17 protein-coding genes, 1 tRNA gene and 1 rRNA gene are annotated in these 20,119 nt (G+C 29.7%); 18 read left to right on the forward strand and 1 reads right to left on the reverse strand.

Annotation, left to right across the window (positions count from 1 at the left end):
* The 13 genes from rrf to disA all read left to right on the forward strand — a co-directional run.
* Positions 1-109 (forward strand): 5S ribosomal RNA (gene rrf / locus ACTNBA_RS03825); the annotation flags it as partial.
* Positions 110-115: 6 nt separating this feature from the next.
* A tRNA-Asn gene (locus tag ACTNBA_RS03830) sits at positions 116-190 on the forward strand.
* Between the two features lie 319 nt (positions 191-509).
* Complete coding sequence (fusA, locus tag ACTNBA_RS03835; RefSeq protein WP_441072712.1) at positions 510-2,588, forward strand: elongation factor G; 2,079 nt, start codon at positions 510-512, stop codon at positions 2,586-2,588.
* A gap of 223 nt (positions 2,589-2,811) precedes the next feature.
* On the forward strand, positions 2,812-3,048 hold the full coding sequence (locus ACTNBA_RS03840) for a hypothetical protein (RefSeq protein ID WP_035135200.1): 237 nt from the start codon (positions 2,812-2,814) through the stop codon (positions 3,046-3,048).
* Positions 3,008-3,196 (forward strand): hypothetical protein, encoded by a 189-nt coding sequence (locus ACTNBA_RS03845; RefSeq protein ID WP_156964386.1) that lies wholly within the window; start codon positions 3,008-3,010, stop codon positions 3,194-3,196. The genes ACTNBA_RS03840 and ACTNBA_RS03845 overlap by 41 nt, the downstream gene beginning before the upstream one ends.
* Positions 3,197-3,418: 222 nt before the next feature.
* Positions 3,419-4,057: a histidine phosphatase family protein gene (locus ACTNBA_RS03850; RefSeq protein WP_441072714.1), complete on the forward strand. Its 639-nt coding sequence runs from the start codon at positions 3,419-3,421 to the stop codon at positions 4,055-4,057.
* A gap of 29 nt (positions 4,058-4,086) precedes the next feature.
* Positions 4,087-4,821, forward strand: coding sequence for a TraX family protein (locus tag ACTNBA_RS03855; protein WP_441072716.1), 735 nt, complete (start codon positions 4,087-4,089; stop codon positions 4,819-4,821).
* 46 nt (positions 4,822-4,867) lie between these two features.
* Positions 4,868-6,118: an aminopeptidase P family protein gene (locus ACTNBA_RS03860; RefSeq protein WP_441072718.1), complete on the forward strand. Its 1,251-nt coding sequence runs from the start codon at positions 4,868-4,870 to the stop codon at positions 6,116-6,118.
* Between the two features lie 172 nt (positions 6,119-6,290).
* Positions 6,291-8,033 (forward strand): ABC transporter ATP-binding protein, encoded by a 1,743-nt coding sequence (locus ACTNBA_RS03865; RefSeq protein WP_441072720.1) that lies wholly within the window; start codon positions 6,291-6,293, stop codon positions 8,031-8,033.
* Between the two features lie 136 nt (positions 8,034-8,169).
* Entirely contained in the window at positions 8,170-8,394 is a 225-nt protein-coding gene (locus tag ACTNBA_RS03870) for a hypothetical protein (protein ID WP_035135188.1), read from the forward strand.
* A 139-nt stretch (positions 8,395-8,533) separates the two neighbouring features.
* Positions 8,534-11,011, forward strand: a complete 2,478-nt coding sequence (locus tag ACTNBA_RS03875) for an ATP-dependent Clp protease ATP-binding subunit (RefSeq protein ID WP_441072722.1) — start codon at positions 8,534-8,536, stop codon at positions 11,009-11,011.
* A gap of 209 nt (positions 11,012-11,220) precedes the next feature.
* A complete protein-coding gene (gene radA / locus ACTNBA_RS03880) occupies positions 11,221-12,585 on the forward strand; it encodes a DNA repair protein RadA (RefSeq protein ID WP_441072724.1) in 1,365 nt (454 codons plus the stop codon).
* A 49-nt stretch (positions 12,586-12,634) separates the two neighbouring features.
* The gene (gene disA / locus ACTNBA_RS03885) at positions 12,635-13,699 is read left to right on the forward strand and encodes a DNA integrity scanning diadenylate cyclase DisA (RefSeq protein WP_441072726.1); all 1,065 of its coding nucleotides are present in this window, start codon (positions 12,635-12,637) and stop codon (positions 13,697-13,699) included.
* A gap of 30 nt (positions 13,700-13,729) precedes the next feature.
* Here the strand turns inward: disA and ACTNBA_RS03890 are convergent, their stop codons facing one another.
* Complete coding sequence (locus ACTNBA_RS03890; RefSeq protein WP_150843587.1) at positions 13,730-14,158, reverse strand: nucleoside triphosphate pyrophosphohydrolase family protein; 429 nt, start codon at positions 14,156-14,158, stop codon at positions 13,730-13,732.
* Positions 14,159-14,516: 358 nt separating this feature from the next.
* On the opposite strand from ACTNBA_RS03890, the gene ACTNBA_RS03895 reads away from it, so the two are divergent.
* The 5 genes from ACTNBA_RS03895 (at position 14,517) to thyX (ending at position 20,073) form a co-directional block, all read left to right on the forward strand.
* Positions 14,517-15,611: a PIN domain-containing protein gene (locus tag ACTNBA_RS03895; RefSeq protein ID WP_150843588.1), complete on the forward strand. Its 1,095-nt coding sequence runs from the start codon at positions 14,517-14,519 to the stop codon at positions 15,609-15,611.
* A 65-nt stretch (positions 15,612-15,676) separates the two neighbouring features.
* Positions 15,677-16,384 carry a 2-C-methyl-D-erythritol 4-phosphate cytidylyltransferase gene (gene ispD / locus ACTNBA_RS03900; RefSeq protein WP_441072728.1) on the forward strand — a complete coding sequence of 236 codons (708 nt, stop codon included), beginning with the start codon at positions 15,677-15,679 and terminating at the stop codon, positions 16,382-16,384.
* A 265-nt stretch (positions 16,385-16,649) separates the two neighbouring features.
* Positions 16,650-18,362, forward strand: a complete 1,713-nt coding sequence (locus tag ACTNBA_RS03905) for a proline--tRNA ligase (RefSeq protein WP_441072730.1) — start codon at positions 16,650-16,652, stop codon at positions 18,360-18,362.
* Positions 18,363-18,866: 504 nt separating this feature from the next.
* Positions 18,867-19,292, forward strand: a complete 426-nt coding sequence (locus tag ACTNBA_RS03910; RefSeq protein ID WP_150843591.1) for a ribonuclease III domain-containing protein — start codon at positions 18,867-18,869, stop codon at positions 19,290-19,292.
* Positions 19,276-20,073, forward strand: coding sequence for an FAD-dependent thymidylate synthase (gene thyX, locus ACTNBA_RS03915; protein ID WP_441072953.1), 798 nt, complete (start codon positions 19,276-19,278; stop codon positions 20,071-20,073). The genes ACTNBA_RS03910 and thyX overlap by 17 nt, the downstream gene beginning before the upstream one ends.
* Positions 20,074-20,119 lie beyond the last annotated feature (46 nt).

Consider the following 20,119-nt stretch of genomic DNA (forward strand, 5'->3'; position numbering starts at 1 on the left):
TATGCTTTTGATGGATACACCCGTTCCCATACCGAACACGAAGGTTAAGCATCAAGAGGCCGATAGTACTGCACGGGAAGCTGTGTGGGAGGGTAGGTTGTTGCCAGGTCAATGTTCCGCGATAGCTCAACGGTGGAGCACTCGGCTGTTAACCGATAGGTTGGAGGTTCGAATCCTCTTCGCGGAGCCATTTCTTATAATTATAAATTTTATGTAGATGATTTTGTTAATTATCTACTTTTTTTTGTTTTAAAAATAAAATGCTATCACTTCAAAAAAGTACAAACAGTGTTGTTATAAGATATTTTTATAAGGAAAGAATATTAGTTAATTTAAGAAATATAAATAGATATAAAGCTATATTATGGTTTTATTTTATTTATAATTGATTAAATATTATAAATATTCTAACATTTGAAGGAAATTTTGATAATGCATAGAATAAAATATATATTTAATACAATTTTATAAACTTAATACATCCAAATTTAATTTAGGGGGTACGCCTTATGAAAGAGTATAAAATTAATAATTTAAGAAATGTGGGAATAATTGGTCATAGTGGTTCGGGCAAAACAAGTTTGATGGAAAGTTTACTATATTACACTAAAGAGATTGATAGGATTGGAAAAATTGAGGATGGAACTACTGTAAGTGACTATGATGTAGAAGAAAAAAAGCGAGGAATATCTATTTCTACAGCTGTTGCTCATTGTGAATGGAAAGATGTTAAAATTAACTTAGTAGATATGCCAGGTTATTTTGATTTTGAAGGAGAAATAATTGAAGGACTAAGTGCTATCGATATGGCAATGATAACTGTGTGTGGAGTTGCAGGAATTGAGGTAGGAACAGAGAAGGCATGGAATTATGCAGTTGAGCGTAAATTACCGAGAGCTATATTTGTGAACAAATTAGACCGTGAGAATAGTAGCTTTGAAAAAGTTTTAGAGCAATTAAAAAACAAGTTTGGTATGTCTGTTGTGCCTATACAATACCCAATAGGAAAAGAAACAGAACTTAGGGGTATAGTAAATATTATATCTAATAGAGCTAGAATATTTAATCCTAAGACTCATACTATGGAAGAAGGAGAAATCCCAGAGGAGTTAAGAGATAAAGTGGAAGAGTGTAAACAAATGCTCATGGAAGCGGTAGCAGAAACTGATGAAGTTTTGTTAGATAAATATTTTAATGATGGGGAATTAAGTGAAGAAGATATATATCATGGGTTAATCAAAGGGTCATCTACAGGTGATATATGCCCTATAATGTGTGGTTCAGCTATAGCAAGTATAGGAACTGAAACATTATTAGAAGATATAGTAGAATGTTTCCCATCTCCAATAGAGACTAATTTATATATGGCTAAAGATATTAAAAACAATGCATTTATAAATATAAAAATCAATGAAAAAGAACCATTTTCTGCATTGGTATTTAAAACAATAGTTGATCCATTCATTGGTAAATTATCTATGTTTAGAGTTATAACAGGATCTGCAAAATCAGATACTGTTGTATTCAATTCATCTAAAGAAAAAGACGAAAAACTTGGATCACTATATTTTATGAAAGGGAAAAAACAATATCCTACTACAGAAATAAAAGCTGGAGATATTGGAGCAGTTTCAAAATTACAATTTACTAGTACTGGAGATACCATATGTGCTTCAAACAGACCTATTGTATTTAATAGAATGAAATTTCCATTACCAGTATATTCTAGAGCTGTAATACCTAATACAAAGGGAGATGAAGATAAAATATCAAGTGGACTTTCAAAGTTATTGGAAGAAGATCCTACATTCTCAATATCAAGAGATATAGAAAATGCTGAGGTGGTAATTTCAGGTATCGGTACAACACATCTAGAAGTTTTAGTAAGTAAATTGAAAAATAAATTTGGGGCAGATGTAAACCTTAGAATTCCTAAAACACCATATAGAGAAACAATCAAAAAAATTGCAGATGTACAGGGAAAACATAAGAAACAGTCAGGTGGACATGGACAATATGGAGATGTAAAGGTTAAATTTGAACCTAGAAATGATGGGGAAGAGGAATTAGAATTTGTTGATGCAGTAGTAGGAGGTGCTGTTCCTAGACAATATATACCAGCTGTAGAAAAGGGGCTTAGAGATTGTATACTTCATGGAGTACTTGCAGGATATCCAGTTATAAGATTAAAGGCAACATTGCATGATGGTTCATTCCATCCAGTAGATTCCTCAGAAATGGCATTCAAAATAGCATCTTCTTTAGCTTATAAGAAAGGTCTTCAAGAGGCAAATCCAATTCTTTTAGAACCGATAATGTACCTAGAGATAGATATTCCAGATGATTATATGGGAGATGTTATAGCTGATATAAATAAAAAACGTGGAAGAATACTAGGAATGGAGCCGGGATTAAAGGGGCAAAGAATAATAAGTGAAGTACCTCAAGCTGAATTGTATAACTATGCTACTGATTTAAGAAGTATAACAGGGGCTAGAGGAAGCTTTAGAAGTAGATTTGAAAGATATGAAGAAGTTCCAGGCGACTTAGTAGATAAAATTGTATCTGAAAATAAAAAGGAAGCATAAAAATAGTATAGATTTTGTGTAGATATTCTAATTTTATATAAATAGATAAACCTAGTGATAATAGAAATTTTATCACTGGGTTTATTTTTTGTGCAGTGGGTTAATATATAATTAATTACTTTTGGATATTTAATACTTCAAAGAATATATGACTTAAATAATAATGTATAAAAATATGTGAACTTTAACAAACTATAAATAATTATATAATAGGGGGTTGTTTATGTCAGACTATAAAATGAATATATATGGACAGATTAGATTAAGCGATTATAGTTCTATTCATGACTATATGGGAATAATTGGACCGTTAGATAACTTCCAAATTGAGATGAGCGAAGCCAAAGTAGAAGATGCAAAAGTATTATGTAACATTTTGGAAAGCGATAAATTTGATATAGTTGAGAGAGGAGGAAGAAATGATGGTAAGTACTATATTCATGCCACAAAACGAAGATGAAAAATTATTAAAAGATGAATTTGGAATTGGAACTCATAAAATTGTTGAGCAAAACGATAATCTTATGCTACTAGATGAGTTGTTTCATGATACAAAAGTGTTACCTAATAGAATACAATTAGAGAAATTTGATATTTATAAGGATTAATGCGCTAGTATAATTAGTAGGTTTTAGATAGTATGCAAGTATGTAAGTTTTAAGAGGAATTACTATTTGCATATTTTTTTACTTATATAAAAATCTTAATATTCTTAGATATGAATTAAATGTATAAGCATACAATTTAAATGGGGTATATTTGCATATTTAGAGAAGTTATATTAAAATTGGTATATTAATAAGTTTTAATTTAGTGTAGGAGGAGAAGAAGTGACAACAACTGTATATTTAACTCGTCATGGACAAACTCAATGGAATGTAGAAGGGAGGATGCAAGGTTGGAATGACTCTCCTTTAACAGAGCTAGGAGTAAAACAAGCAGAATGGCTTGGAGAGAGATTAAAAGGAATTAATTTAGACAAGATATACTCAAGTTCTAGTGGTAGAGCCTATAAGACAGCAGAAATAATTAATGAAAATAAGAGTGTTGAACTTATAAGTCATGATGGACTAAGAGAATTGAAGTTAGGTAAATTCCAAGGATTGAACCAAGATGAAATAAAGAAAATGTATCCAGAGCAATATTATAATTATTGGAATAAACCAGAAATATATAAACCTGTAGGCGATGGAGAGACCATTGAAGAGCTCATTGAAAGAATTGATAAAGCAATTATGAAAATTATAGAAGAAAATACAGGAAAAAGTATTCTTATAGTTACACATACTATGCCTATAAAAGCATTACTTTGTAGTTTAGAAAATATCGATATAAGTAATTTTTGGATGGAGCCATACATAAAGCAGACAAGCCTTACAACTATAGAGTTTGATGATAAAATACATAAGATAGTGCAGTGTGCAGATATATCACACCATGAATATCAAGTGAAAGAATATAATGAATAGGAAGATAATCATTGGGGGATTGTTAAGTTATGGATAGTTTCTCACTTAAACTATTGGCCTGTGTAACTATGCTAATTGATCATACAGGAGCCATATTTTTCCCAGAAATAATGTTTTTTAGAATCATTGGAAGAGTGGCATTTCCTATATATGCATTTTTAATAACGGAGGGATATAGTAGGACTAAGAATATAAAAAGATATATGTTTAGGCTATTTATTTTAGCTATCATATCACAAATACCTTACATGCTAGCATTTGAGACTAAAGGACTAAATGTATTTTTTACACTTCTTTCAGGAATATTTATTATGATAATACTAGACAAAAAAGTTCATTATTACAAGTTAAAGCATGATATTAAGATATCCAAAGAAGTATTTGATATTTCTATATATATAATTAAATTTGTCATTATATTAGGAATACTATATATCTTAGAGAAATTTCAATCTGATTATGCAATATATGGAGTTTGTATCATATTATGCTTTAAGATGTTTAAAGAGAATTTTAAAAAATTAACCCTTTCTATGATAGGATTGAATTTTTTATATACTATACCATATTTAAAATATTTTATGGAACCATTTGGAGTAAACTTTAGAGTTTTTCTTCAAGCAACTTGCATTAATAGTTTATTTTTTATTTATCATTACAATGGGAGTGAAGGTAAAAAAGTACAATTTCTATTTTATGGGTTTTATCCAGTTCACTTATTAGTTTTAGTATTTATTAGATATATTCTAATAAATGGTATATAATAATTATTGGGGTTTATAGAAAATATTGATGAAAAGGGGATTAATTATGAATAAGATTTTTTTTGTTACTAACAGACAAAAGTTAGGGGATGTGCTTTCTCAAAATTCTATAGCTATCTTTTTTGCTGGACAAGCTCCTTATAAGTCCGCAGATGAGACTTATCCATTTACACCAAACAGAAATTTTTATTATTTAACCGGTATTGATGAAGAAAAAGTAATTATGGTGATGATAAATATTAATGGCAAAGTGTCAGAAATGTTATTTATACAAGAGAATGATCCTGTTATGGCTAAATGGGTTGGCGAAACAATAAGTGAAGATAGAGCAAAAGAAGTTTCAGGTATAGAGGATATTAAGTTTTTAAAAGATTTTGAAAGTACCATTGCAAGTTATTTTGATAGATTTAGTATTGATAATGTGTATTTAGATTTAGAAAGACAAGAATTTAATATTCCACAAACATCATCTCAAAATTTTGCGGTAGATATTATGAAAAGATATCCATATGTAAGAGTTAAAAATATATATCATGATATAGCTTTACTTAGAACTATAAAAAGAGAAGAAGAAATTGAATTAATTAAAAAAGCTATAGATATAACTTATGATGGGATAAAAGAAATATGGAGTAATGCTAAACCAGGCATGAAAGAGTATGAAATTGAAGCATATTTTAATTATATTTTAAAGAAAAATGGAGTTAAGGATTTTGCATTTCCAACTATTGCAGCCACTGGAAAGAATGCAACTATACTTCATTATGTAGATAATAATACTAAGACTGAAGATGGAGAGCTTATGCTTTTAGACTTAGGAGCACAATATAAATATTACAATGGGGATATAAGCAGAACTTTTCCTATCAATGGGAAGTTTTCAGAAAGACAAAAAGAAATATATAATATTGTATTAGAAGCTAATGAAACTGTTATGAAAGCAGTAAAACCAGGAGTTACTACTGGTGAATTACAAGACATAACTAAAAGAGTTCTTGCTCAGGGATGTAAGAGAATTGGCCTTATAAAGGAAGACTCAGAGTTAAACAAATACTACTATCATGGTGTAGCACATCCATTAGGATTAGATACCCATGATGTAGGACCGAGAAATATAGAGCTTAAACCAGGTATGATTATTACAGACGAGCCGGGACTTTATATAGAAGAAGAAGGTATAGGCGTTAGAATTGAAGATGATATTCTAGTTACAGAGGATGGTTATGTAAATCTTTCTGCTCATATAATTAAAAGTATAGAAGATATAGAAATGTTTATGAGTAAAAATAATAATTAATTTCTTAGCACTGAAAGTTTTTTTGTTGAAGATTTATGTATATTAATTAAAGAGTATTTTAATAAGCTCATAGAGAATTTAAGCTTCAGTAGAAGGAGTTTTTCTGCTGGGGCTTAAAACTTGTTTACAGAACAATTTTTTTAATTTTACTAGGAGATATGGAGGAATTTTAATGTTAAAGAGATTTATATCTTATTACAAACCACACAAAACTCTATTTATAATTGATATGATATGTGCATTTTTAGTAGCAGCCATGGATTTAGTATTTCCTATGTTTACAAATTACCTATTAAAGGATGCAATTCCTAATAAGAATCTAAGAACAATATTAATATTTACAATTGTCTTAGTATTATTGTATGTAGTTAAGCTTATAGCAAATTATATAATAGATTATTGGGGTCATGTAATGGGTGTAAGGCTTCAATATGATATGAGAAAAGAAGTTTTTGCCCATCTACAGACATTACCATTTAGCTATTTTGATGATAATAAGACTGGAAATATTATGTCACGTATTGTTAATGATCTAATGGATATTTCTGAGCTGGCACATCATGGACCAGAAGATGTATTTATTTCAATAATAATGCTTATAGGATCCTTTGGGTTACTATGTGCTATAAATATAAAATTAACATTAATAATATTTGCTTGTATACCTATAATTATAATATTTACTATGACTAAGAGAATGAAAATGTCCAAGGCATTTTATGATGTTAGAAAGAAGATAGCTGTAGTTAATACTAAGCTAGAAAATAGTATATCAGGAATAAGAGTTGCTAAATCTTTTACTAATGAAGAATATGAAATGGAAAAGTTTGATGAAGGAAATACTCAATTTAGAACTAGTAGATCTTCTGCTTATAAATATATGGCAGAGTTCATGTCTGGAATGAGATTTTTTGTAGACATGCTAAATGTAGTTGTTTTAGGGTTTGGAGGTTACTTCGTATATAAAGGGGAATTAGGCGTAATTGATCTATCTACTTATTTTCTATATGTAGCATATTTTATGCAACCAATAAGAAGATTAACATCATTTGTGGAACAATATCAATCAGGTATGTCAGGATTTAAGCGTTTTGTAGAGTTAATGGATACTAAACCAGACATAGTAGATAGTGATAATGCAAGAGAATTTAAAGATGTACAAGGTGAAATTGAGTTTAAAAATGCTACCTTTAAATATGAAGGTAGTGAAGAAATATTATCTAATATAAATTTAAAAATAGAAAAAGGTAAGACTTTAGCATTAGTTGGACCATCTGGTGGTGGTAAAACAACTATTTGTCATTTAATTCCAAGATTTTACGAGCTAAATAAAGGAAAAATTACCATTGATGGAGAAGATATTAAGGACATAACATTAAAGTCCTTGAGAAAAAATATAGGAATAGTACAGCAAGATGTATTTCTATTTACAGGAACTATAAAAGATAATATTCTCTATGGAAATCCTGAAGCTGACGATGATGAGGTTATTGAAGCAGCTAAAAATGCTAATATTCACGATTTTATCATGTCACTACCAGAAGGATATGAAACTTATGTAGGGGAAAGAGGAGTAAAATTATCTGGGGGTCAAAAGCAAAGAATATCTATTGCTAGAGTATTTTTAAAGAATCCGCCTATATTAATATTAGATGAGGCTACATCAGCTCTTGATAATACTTCAGAGCTTATAATTCAAAAATCTTTAGAAAAGTTATCTAAGGGAAGAACATCTATTATAGTTGCTCATAGACTATCAACTGTTAAAAATGCAGATGAGATTGTAGTATTAACAAATAAGGGAATAGTTGAAAAAGGTGCTCACAAAGAATTGATTAATAGTGGTGAAATTTATGCTAGGTTGTATAACTCACAGTTTAATGGATATTTTAATGATTCGGAATTAGAGTTCTAAAATTATTAATGATATATCTTTAATAATCCAATCATATTATGTTATTTATTTAAGTAAAAATCATATGATAATATGATTTTTGCTTAAAATAATCTATTATATGAAATTAAAATTATTTATAATACTGGAGGAAAAGATGATTAGAAACAAAGAAAATATAGACAAACTATTAAATGATTTAAAGGAGTTTAGCTATGATAAAGATGGTGCTCTTATTGATGTAATTTTAAATGAAAATCTAAATGTTAAAATAAGATGTTATGAAGAAAAATGCATTAAAATAGAGTATTATGATTATGACAATGCTATATCTACTTTATACAAAGATAGAAAATATATAAATAAAGTGCTTTTCCAATAGGGAAGGTACTTTATTTATATACATTTTTAAAAAATATATTTTAAAAATAATTACAAATTATGGTTTGTCATTGCTGGAATTGGATAGACTAAATATTATAGTATTAGCATTTTGCTATATAGATAAAGGGGTTAGTGTAATGTTTAATAAATATAATGATAGAGCAAGACAAGCATTGATGTATGCTCACGGAGAAGCAAAAAGATTTAGACATGGATATGTAGGCACTGAACATGTACTATTAGGTATTGTGGAAGAGGGCGGCATAGCAGCTAAGGCTCTAGAAAATATGTGTGTTGATGAAATAAAGATTAAAGATAAAATAGAAAAATTAGTTGGCTATGGTGAGGATGAGATATATCCAGAAGAGATATATTTTACGCCTAGAACTAAAAAGCTTATGGAAGTTAGTTTAGTAGAAGCCAGAAATCTAAATGATAAATTTGTATCTCCGGAGCATATATTATTAGCTATACTTAAAGAAGAAGAGGGCGTAGCCTATACAATATTAGATAACTTAGGAACAAACTTCAATGAGTTGCTAGGAATGTTATCCTATAATAAAAAACAATGTGAAATATCATTAAGCAGTAATTCCGACTTTCATGACAGTAGAACTGAAATGAAAATAGAGGAGCCATACAAGTCTAAAAGAAATAAAACTCCAATGATTGATAAGTATGGCAAGGATTTAACTAGATATGCTAGTGAAAATAAGCTTGATCCAGTTATAGGAAGAGAAAGGGATACAGAAAGAGTTTTAGAAATATTATGCAGGAGGCTAAAAAATAATCCATGTTTAATTGGGGACCCTGGAGTGGGCAAGACAGCCATAGTTGAGGGATTAGCACAAAAAATTCAAAGTGATGATGTACCAGAAATGTTATTAAATAAGAGAGTAATCAGTATAGACATGGCTTCTATGGTTGCAGGAGCAAAGTATAGAGGAGAATTTGAAGATAGGTTAAAATCTTTAATGGATGAAGTTTGTAAGAGTGAGGATATTATTTTATTCATTGATGAAATTCATACTATAGTAGGAGCTGGTGGTGCGGAAGGTGCAATAGATGCTTCTAACATTTTAAAACCTGCCCTTGCAAGAGGTGAGCTTCAATGCATAGGAGCGACAACCGTAGATGAATATAGAAAGTATATTGAAAAGGATTCTGCTTTAGAAAGAAGATTTCAACCAATTATAATTGAAGAACCTTCTAAGGAAGATGCTATCCAAATACTTAAAGGGTTAAAGAATAAGTATGAAGAACATCATTCAATTAGAATTACAGATGAAGCTATAAGTGCAGCAGTAAATTTATCAGATAGATATATATCAAATAGATACCTGCCAGATAAAGCAATAGATCTTTTAGATGAAGCAGGGGCTAAAAGTAGAATAGAAAATTTACAAAGAAATGAAGTTGGAATTTTGGAGCAGAAGCTTAAGAAAAAAATTGAAGAAAAATCACAAGCAATAGATATTCAAGATTTTGAAAAGGCAGCATCCATTAGAGATGAGGAATATGAATTAAGACAACAATTAAACTCTAGAAAAAGAACGTTAGTAGAAAGTAATGAAGAAATCAAGATAACGGTAGATGAGGCAGAGATTGCAAAAGTTTTATCAACATGGACTAAAATACCTTTAGAGAAACTTACATCTAAAGAAACTGATAGATTATTAAATTTAGAGAATATTCTTCATAAAAGAGTTATAGGTCAGGATGAAGCTATTGAAGCTATTGCAAAGGCCATAAGGAGATCAAGGGTAGGACTAAGAGATTGCAAGAGACCTATAGGGAGCTTTATATTTCTAGGACCAACAGGGGTAGGAAAAACTGAATTATCTAAAGCGCTTGCAGAAACTATGTTTGATGATGAAAATTCAATAATTAGAATAGATATGACGGAATATATGGAGAAACACTCTGTATCAAAGCTAATTGGTTCACCACCAGGTTATATAGGGTTTAATGAAGGAGGTCAATTAACAGAGAAAGTTAGGAGAAGTCCATATTCTGTAATACTATTTGATGAAATAGAAAAGGCACATGAAGATATATTTAATATTTTACTTCAGGTACTAGAAGATGGAAGACTTACGGATTCTAAGGGAAGGGTTGTAGATTTTAGGAATACTATAATTATAATGACTTCTAATGCAGGCGCATCTACTATAAAAAAACACCGTTCTATAGGATTTGAAAGATTATCTGATGATAAAAATTGTGATAATGAATATAAAAATATGAAAGAAATTATACTTGGCGAAATAAAGAATATCTTTAAGCCAGAACTTTTAAATAGAATTGACGATATAGTAGTATTTCATAAACTTAAAGATGAACACATAATTAAAATTGTTGATATAATCACAAATAATCTATGTGAAAGAGCTAAGCAAAATGATATTATATTAAGGTTTACAGATGAAGCTAAAACATTCATAAGTAAACAAAAAAGAGATAAAGAGTACGGAGCTAGACCCTTAAGAAGAATTATAACTGATATGATTGAGGATAGACTATCTGATGAGATTCTTAAAGGAAATTTCAAAAAGAGTGATATCATACAAATAACAGTTGAAAAAGATGCGTTGAAGTTTATTAAGTGTAGCTAATTACTTCATTGTGTTTAAACAAAAATAGGTATATAATTATGATAGGTATAATACCATATATTTTTAACCACTTTATATAAGTGGTTTTTTTATAGTTAAGAACAATATAATTTACTATATAAAATAATGGTTAAACTCATAGTATAATAAGTATTTTAATTAACGGTTAAGAAATAATAAATTAATATAAAAAATTTAAGGAGCAGATTATGGCAAAGATTAAAAAAGTATATATATGTAATGAGTGTGGCTATGAAGCTCCAAAGTGGTATGGAAAATGTCCTGGATGTAATAGCTGGAACACTATGGGAGAAGAAGTCAAAAGTGAAGCAGTAACTAATTTTAAAAGGTCAGTTACTATGTCTTCTGGAAATAAGCCAAAGAATATTACGGATGTAAAATCCAGTGAATATGAAAGGTTAGATACAGGAATTGGGGAATTAAATAGGGTTGTAGGTGGTGGACTTGTAAAGGGATCATTAACTTTAATATCTGGAGATCCTGGTATTGGTAAGTCTACTATATTGCTACAGAGTGCCAGTAACATTTCACTAAAGTATGGAAAGGTTCTGTATGTATCTGGAGAAGAATCAGAAGAGCAAATAAAAATGAGAGCAGAACGTCTGAAAGCTACAGGAAAAGAGCTTTATGTGGTATCAGAAACCAACATAGATATTATAGAAGAGCATATAACTGAAATGGAGCCAAGGTTTATAATAATAGATTCTATTCAAACATTATATAAACCAACTATTTCGTCTGCTCCAGGGAGTGTATCTCAGGTAAGAGAATGTACTAATGATTTAATGAGAATAGGAAAGACAAAGAATATTCCATTATTTATTGTTGCCCATGTAACTAAACAAGGAGAATTGGCTGGACCAAGAGTTCTTGAACATATGGTGGATACAGTTCTATATTTTGAGGGAGAGCGAACACAAGAGTTTAGAATATTAAGAACCATAAAAAATCGTTTTGGAACTACTAGTGAAATTGGTGTGTTTGAAATGAGAGAAAGTGGTCTTGAGGAAGTAAATGATGCATCTTCAGTATTTTTGCAAGAAAAATCTATGCAACAGGAAGGATCAGTAGTCATTGGGATAGTTGAAGGAACTAGACCTATTTTAGTAGAAATTCAAGCTTTAGCAAGTGAAACTAAAGCTCCGATGCCACGTAGAACTGCAGTAGGTGTTGATAACCAGAGATTAAGTTTGATATTAGCGGTATTAGAAAAAAAATTAAGAGTTCCTTTTTATAACAGTGATGTGTATGTTAACGTGGTAGGTGGACTTAACATTGACGGTACATATGGAGATTTAGGAATAGTTTTAGCGTTAATTTCTAGTGTCAAAGCAAAGGAAATTAAAATAGAAAATTTATTAATTATAGGAGAAGTAGGGTTAACTGGAGAAGTTAGGCCTATAGCGCATGCAGAGAAAATTATAAATGAAGCAATAAAGATGGGTTTTACTAATATAATACTACCAAATAAAAATAAAGCAAAAATAACTAATAAGGGAATAAATTTAATTGGAGTGGATACAGTTAGAGAAGCGGTGTCAAAGATTTTTTAATAATATATAAGAGGACAGTAAATTGTTAAATTAATAATGGAGGAAAATAATGAGGGAACAAGAGCAAAAAGAACTTATGGAAATACTAAAAATTATGTCCCCGGGAACCCTACTGAGGGAAGGATTAGATAATATATTAAGAGCTAAAACTGGAGGATTAATAGTATTAAGTGATAGTAATGCCATATTAGATATGGTAGATGGAGGATTTTCAATAAAATCAGAATATACTCCAGCATATATATATGAACTAGCAAAGATGGATGGAGCTATAGTTATAAGTAGTGACTTAAGGAGGATATTATACGCTAATACACAGCTGATGCCAAATCCATCTATAACTACTCAAGAAACTGGAACTAGACATAGAACAGCTCAAAGAGTTGCAAAGGAAACTGGTGATATAGTAGTAGCAATATCTCAAAGAAGGAATATAATCACTGTATATAAAGATGATATAAAATATGTTCTTAGAGAAAGTAGTGATGTATTAGCTAAGGCTAATCAAGCTATTCAAACCTTAGAAAAATATCAGTTAGTTTTAGAAAGAGTAATAAGTAATCTAAACTTACTGGAGTTACAAGATTTATCGACCCTTTTAGATGTAGTCACAGCAATACAGAGAAATGAAATGGTTATGAGAATAGTTTGTGAGATAGAAACGTACATATGTGAGTTGGGGAATGAAGGTAGACTTATATCTATGCAATTAGGAGAATTAATCAAGGGCGTTGAACAAGAAGGAGTATTTCTTGTGAGAGACTATTGTAGTGATGCTGAGAAATATCTTGATGTTTATAGGAATATAGAAAAATTATCATCTATAGAGTTATTGGATCTTGATATGATAGCTAAGGTATTAGGATATGGTGGAGTTCCTTTAGTTGATAATTTAATATCTACAAAAGGATATAGAATATTAAACAAAATACCTAGATTACCATCGGCAATTATAGAAAATTTAATAAAACATTTCGGAGAGCTTCAAGTGGTAATGAAAGCATCTTATGATGATTTAGATTTAGTTGATGGTGTAGGAGAAGCAAGAGCTAAAACCATTAAAAATGGTCTAAGAAGATTAAAAGAGCAATTTATATTAGATAAACAAATATAGCACAAAGCAATTAAGTTTGTGCTATATTTGTCATCTTAAGTTAATTTTATCGAAGGTAGTTATGTTTTTGTATTCAGTTAAGAGTACATCATATAAGTTTATATCTAAACTATTACATAAGGAAGTTATATAGAATAGGTGATTGCCAATTTCTCGTTCGATGATTTTACGGCAATTATCACATAGCTCTCCTTGTATATGGGAACTAAGAGGTATATCTAAATCATCTAAGGTTAATTTATCTATGGTGTTTTCCTTATCATCATTCAATGAATAATTTATACCCTGTTTTTCAGCTTTAATTTTAACACAACCGCAACTAGTAACAGCTTTTACTACGGATCTGTTAACTCTACTTTCAGATTCCTGCAATTTGCTTAGTATGTCAAGTATACTTTTATGTCTTAATAAAGAACTATCTACAGAATTTTGAAATTCATCAAATATTAGATCCTTCATAACTTTCACTCCTTTATAAATAAAGTTACTTACTTGGAATACCTTTATTTATATAATATATCAATATTACTATTATTCATAGGGGGTAATTTTACTGTTAACAATTTATTTTATGTAAAGAAGTGGGAAATGTGAGTATTACAAATATCTTTATCTTGAAAATTATTTGTTAATTATTATTTGAGAATATCAAACATTTTAAATGTTAATATTATATATAGTTAATCAAATTTTAGTTAATATTCTAATAATCCATTGAAATGTAATTAATGATAATATATATTTAATTTAGTAGGATATTATGGAGAAAATTTGTAAATAATCACAATATAGGTTAAAAAATTAAGGAGGTGCTGTGGTGTTAAAGAAAATATTAAGGGCTTTGTTTACCTTAATAGGAGGAACATTAGGATATGTTTTAGGTGCATGGGGAAATTCTACGGAACTTTTACCTAAGTTAGGAATAAACAATACAGGTTTTATTTCAATAATATTTGTTGTATTATGTATTATTTTTATTGGACTTATATTTTATTTTATTTCACCTTTTATAAACTCAGGAATTGTTAAAGCTATGGAATACTTAGAAAGGTCTGCTCAAAAGATTCCAATAGTAGATATTGTATTTGCAGGTATAGGAGCTTTAATTGGACTTATAATATCAGTATTATTATCTACACTTATTAGAGTGGATTCCATAATAATAACCATAATATCCGTAATTGTTACGGTAATAATTACTGTTTTATTTGCAGATATATGCGTAAGAAAAAAAGATGAAATTATACATGTGTTTACAAGCTTTAAAAAGCCTGGAGCTAATAAGGATTCTAAGATAAAGAATGTTGGCGATAAGCTAAGCCCTAAGGTGTTAGACACATCAGTAATAATTGACGGAAGAATATTTGATATATGTCAAAGTGGTTTTATTGAAAGTACTTTAGTAATTCCTACTTTTGTTTTAGATGAGCTTAGACATATTGCAGATTCCTCAGATTCTTTAAAAAGGACAAAAGGAAGAAGGGGATTAGATATACTTAATAAAATACAGAAAGAGTTAAGTATAGATGTAGAAATATGGGAAGGTGATTTTGAAGATATTAAGGAAGTAGATGTTAAATTACTTAAACTTGCTCAAGTATTGAATGGAAAGGTAATTACTAATGATTATAATTTAAATAAAGTTGCAGAACTTCAGGGAGTACCTGTATTAAATATTAATGAGTTGGCAAATGCTGTAAAACCTGTTTTATTACCAGGAGAAGTTATGAAAACACAGGTAATTAAAGATGGAAAAGAGTCAGGTCAAGGGGTTGCATATTTAGATGATGGAACTATGATTGTCATTGAAGAAGGTAGAAAATATATTGGTGAAAATATATTTGTAGTAGTTACTTCAGTACTTCAAACAGCAGCAGGAAGAATGATATTTGCAAAACCAAAGGAACAATAGTTTTTTATTAAGAAAAATTAAGCGCTAATTTATCATTAGTTTAAGGTTAATTTATTGGAGGAATTATGAGAAAAAATACAGCGATAATATTGGCTGCAGGACAAGGGAAAAGAATGGGATCAAATGTAAACAAGCAGTTTTTGACTTTGGCAGAAAAACCAGTATTATATCATACTATAAAGGCTTTTTCTGACAATAAAAATATAGATGATATTATAGTTCTGTGTGCAGAAGATGAGATGGAGTACTGTAAAAAGAATATAATTGAAAAATATGACCTTAAAAAAGTTAGAGCTTTAGTAAAAGGTGGGAAGGAAAGACAAGACTCTGTATACAATGGATTAAAGGCAATAGAACCTTGTGACATAGTATTAATCCACGATGGAGCTAGACCATTTGTTACTGAGAATATAATAAATGATGGCATTAAGAATGCTGAAAAATATGGTGCATGTACTTGTGGAGTTAAATCAAAGGACACTATAAAAATTAAGGATAAAGAAGGGTTTGCCAAGGAAACCTTAAATAGAGAGGATACTTTTATAGTTCAAACCCCTCAGTGTTTTAAGTATGATATTATATTATTCTGCCATGAAAAATTAAGAAAGACTAAAGAGCAAGTTACTGATGATGCTATGGTTGTTGAAAAATTTGATAGAAAAGTATATCTTTATGAGGGTAGTTATTTAAATATAAAGCTTACAACTCCAGAAGATATGATAATTGGAGAAAATATTTTAAAAAATAAATATAAATATGTAGGCAATATTTAAATATGTATGATATAATGATATTTATTAAAATTTAATATTAATATGTGATGAGGAAGAATAGTAGAAACATACCCACAGAGAGAAAATTCACCGGCTGAAAGATTTTCACACGTTTTGAACCTGTTTCTGAGCAGTAGTTTTAACTACCGGCATGAGCCGTTATAAAATGAAGTATAAATTTTAGGTGGTACCGCGATAGAATTCGCCCTAATTAGGGTGGGTTCTATTTTTTTATTAATAAATATAATTACGAGGTGAATGGAAGATGAAGTTATCAAAGATGTTAATAAGTACACTAAGAGAAGTTCCAGGTGAAGCAGAGATAGCAAGCCATCAACTTATGTTAAGAGCTGGAATGATAAGAAAATCAGCTACAGGAATATACACTTTCATGCCAAATGGAGTTAGAGTGTTAAAAAATGTAGAAAATATAGTTAGAGAAGAAATGGATAGAGCAGGTGCTCAAGAATTTTTAGCTTCTGCACTTATACCAGCAAATCTATGGCAAGAATCTGGAAGATGGGATGTAATGGGATCAGAGATGATTAGGCTTAAAGATCGAAATGGAAGAGATTTTTGTCTTGGACCAACCCATGAAGAAGTATTTACAGATTTAGCGAGAAATGAAATTAAATCTTATAAACAATTACCATTAAATCTTTATCAAATTCAAACCAAATATAGAGATGAGAGAAGACCTAGATTTGGAGTTATGAGATCAAGAGAATTCATAATGAAAGATGCATATAGTTTTGATAAAGATAATGAAGGGTTAGATATATCTTACATGAAGATGTATGAAGCATATAATAAGATATTTACTAGATGTGATTTAGAATTTAGCGCTGTTGAAGCAGATTCAGGAGCTATGGGAGGATCAGGTTCAGCAGAATTTATGGTTAAATCTGATATAGGAGAGGATGAAATAGCTTTCTGTACTGGTTGTAATTATGCTGCGAATACAGAAAAGGCTACATCTAAACTGGAAGATGCAGAGAAAGAAGAAGAAAAGGAATTAAAGAAGATAGCAACTCCAGATGTAAGAACTATAGAAGAGTTAGTAACTTTCTTTAATACTAGTAACAAGAAGTTTGCAAAGACTCTAATATATAAAGCTGATGGCAAAGTTGTGGCAGTAATGGTTAGAGGAGATAGAAGCTTAAATGAAACTAAGGTTTCTAATGCATTAGGTGGAATTATGGAATTAGAGATGGCCGATGCAGAAACTGTCTTAAAGGCTACATCAGCAGAAATAGGATTTGCTGGTCCAATTGGATTACAAGTAGATACACTACTTGTAGATGAAGAAGTTACTAGAATGAGTAATTTTATAGTTGGAGCTAATGATACAGGATATCACTATGAAAATGTAAATTATGAAAGAGATTTTAACGGCATAGTAGGAGATTATAAACTTGTAGCAGAGGGGGATATGTGTCCTAAGTGTGGAAGCCCAATAAATATTAGAAGAGGGGTAGAAGTTGGACATATATTTAAGCTTGGAACTAAGTATTCAGAATCTATGGGAGCTAACTATTTAGATGAAAATGGTAAAGAGAAACCTCTAGTAATGGGATGTTATGGAATTGGTATTAACAGGACTGTAGCAGCTATAATTGAACAGCATCATGATGAAAATGGAATCCTTTGGCCAATGGCTGTTGCACCATATAAAGTAATAGTAATGCCTGCTAATGTTAAAAATGAAGAACAAATGAATAGAGCAGAGAAAATCTATGAGGAGCTTAAAACTAGAGGAGTAGATGTACTTTTAGATGATAGAAATGAAAGAGTTGGAGTTAAGTTTAAGGATGCTGACTTAATTGGAATTCCAATAAGAGTGACAGTAGGTAAAAAAGTAGTGGAAGACATAGTTGAATTTAAGTTAAGAAAAAATCAAGATATTGAAGAAGTAAATATAGAAGATGTAGTAGGCAGAATAGAAAAAGAGTTTATAGCAAATAATTTAAAATTTTAATCATTTGCTATAAAGTAAATTATTTCATTGTAAGTAAATAGGACTGTATTAATAAAATATAGTCCTATTTTACTATAATTTTTAATATTGGTTTTTAGAAGGCCATGTGGTTAATCAAAGTAATAAAATTTAAAGAGAATTTATATTTTCATATAATATATATTCAACTATATAAATATGTTAATAGGAAACTATATAAATATATAACTATATAACTAGTTAACTAGTTGTTGTGGACTCAAGGGGTTCAGAGATTTTGTTATTTTGAAAGAAGTGAAAATAGCCAATTATATTCTATCACTGTAATTTTCAATAGAGCCTATTAAAAATAGAAGAAAAAGATGAAGACAGTGAATAATTAGGGCTTTTAATAACTATATTTTTTAATAATTCATTAATAATAATTGTGTTAGGAGAAAGTTAGATTTGACTATGAAATCTTGAAAATATATAATTATTATGTTTAATTATTATAATAGGATTTATCTCATTAAGGAGAAAAATATGGAATTTGATTTATTGAAAGAAAAATTTAGTGCAAAAGAAGCACATTTAATAAACCCATTAACTCTTGCATTTATAGGTGATGCTGTGTATGAAGTGTTTATAAGAACCTATTTATTAGGCGAAAATAAATCATTGAAAGTACAGCAGTTGCATTTAAAAACTGTTAATTTTGTCAAAGCAAAATCACAGAGTAATTATGCAAAATTAATTTTAGATATGTTTGACGAAGAGGAAATGTCAGTTTTTAAGAGAGGAAGAAATACTAAATCTAGTGCCCCTAAGAACGCAGATGTTGGTGAGTATAGGTGGGCAACAGGATTTGAAGCTGTAATAGGATATTTGTACATTTCAGGAAAGAATGACAGATTAAATTATTTGCTTAATAAAATTATTGAAATGAGTGATAATAATGATAAAAGTTAAACTTATGGAGTTTACTCCAAATCCAGAAAAAATAGTAGCTGCAGCAGCTAAATTATGTTATAGTTCAGTAGGAATTGAGGAAATAACAGAAGGATTAGATGAAGAAACTACAAGTAAATTTATAAAAATGTTGAATAGTTATGGTCATAACTCTCCAGTTGAACATGTAAGCTTTACTTTTGGTATTGAGGGGGTATCCAGAAGCTTAACACATCAATTGGTTAGACATAGAGTTGCTTCTTATTCTCAGCAAAGTCAAAGATATGTTAAGTTAGATGCTTTTGAATATATAATTCCACCATCTATAGAAAAAGATGAGAAGTGTAAGGCTATCTTTGTAGAGGCGATGAAAAAAGATCAGGAAGACTATGATAAATTAGTTGAAGTACTTAAAACTTCTAATTTAGATGTATATATTAATGAACATAAAGCAAGAAAAAAATGTGAAGAAATCACAGAAAAAGAGATGAAATCATTAAAGTCCAAAGCTGAAAAAAGTGCTATTGAGGATGCTAGATATATATTTCCTAATGCATGTGCAACTAAAATTGTAGTTACAATGAATGCTAGAGAGCTTATGCATTTCTTTAGTCATAGATGCTGTATGAGAGCTCAATGGGAAATAAGGGATTTAGCAGATGCTATGCTTAAGGAAGTAAAAAAAGTAGCGCCAAATTTATTTGAAGGATGCGGTCCTAGTTGTGTTAAGGGAAGTTGTTCAGAAGGAGCTATGACTTGCGGTAAGGCTATAGAAATAAGAAATAAGTACTTATCTATATAAAATGTAAATTGATATAGGAATAGATGATAGGAGCGATATAAGGATG

It is taken from the genome of Clostridium sulfidigenes (assembly GCF_052067195.1).
Lineage (GTDB): Bacteria > Bacillota > Clostridia > Clostridiales > Clostridiaceae > Clostridium_J > Clostridium_J sulfidigenes.

Excerpts from the sequence above, each read along its gene's own strand:
- fusA (WP_441072712.1), top strand. The coding sequence starts at position 510 with ATGAAAGAGTATAAAATTAATAATTTAAGAAATGTGGGAATAATTGGT.
- ACTNBA_RS03840 (WP_035135200.1), top strand. The coding sequence starts at position 2,812 with ATGTCAGACTATAAAATGAATATATATGGACAGATTAGATTAAGCGAT.
- ACTNBA_RS03845 (WP_156964386.1), top strand. The coding sequence starts at position 3,008 with ATGATGGTAAGTACTATATTCATGCCACAAAACGAAGATGAAAAATTA.
- ACTNBA_RS03855 (WP_441072716.1), top strand. The coding sequence starts at position 4,087 with ATGGATAGTTTCTCACTTAAACTATTGGCCTGTGTAACTATGCTAATT.
- ACTNBA_RS03860 (WP_441072718.1), top strand. The coding sequence starts at position 4,868 with ATGAATAAGATTTTTTTTGTTACTAACAGACAAAAGTTAGGGGATGTG.
- ACTNBA_RS03865 (WP_441072720.1), top strand. The coding sequence starts at position 6,291 with ATGTTAAAGAGATTTATATCTTATTACAAACCACACAAAACTCTATTT.
- ACTNBA_RS03870 (WP_035135188.1), top strand. The coding sequence starts at position 8,170 with ATGATTAGAAACAAAGAAAATATAGACAAACTATTAAATGATTTAAAG.
- ACTNBA_RS03875 (WP_441072722.1), top strand. The coding sequence starts at position 8,534 with ATGTTTAATAAATATAATGATAGAGCAAGACAAGCATTGATGTATGCT.
- radA (WP_441072724.1), top strand. The coding sequence starts at position 11,221 with ATGGCAAAGATTAAAAAAGTATATATATGTAATGAGTGTGGCTATGAA.
- disA (WP_441072726.1), top strand. The coding sequence starts at position 12,635 with ATGAGGGAACAAGAGCAAAAAGAACTTATGGAAATACTAAAAATTATG.
- ACTNBA_RS03890 (WP_150843587.1), bottom strand. The coding sequence starts at position 14,158 with ATGAAGGATCTAATATTTGATGAATTTCAAAATTCTGTAGATAGTTCT.
- ispD (WP_441072728.1), top strand. The coding sequence starts at position 15,677 with ATGAGAAAAAATACAGCGATAATATTGGCTGCAGGACAAGGGAAAAGA.
- ACTNBA_RS03905 (WP_441072730.1), top strand. The coding sequence starts at position 16,650 with ATGAAGTTATCAAAGATGTTAATAAGTACACTAAGAGAAGTTCCAGGT.
- ACTNBA_RS03910 (WP_150843591.1), top strand. The coding sequence starts at position 18,867 with ATGGAATTTGATTTATTGAAAGAAAAATTTAGTGCAAAAGAAGCACAT.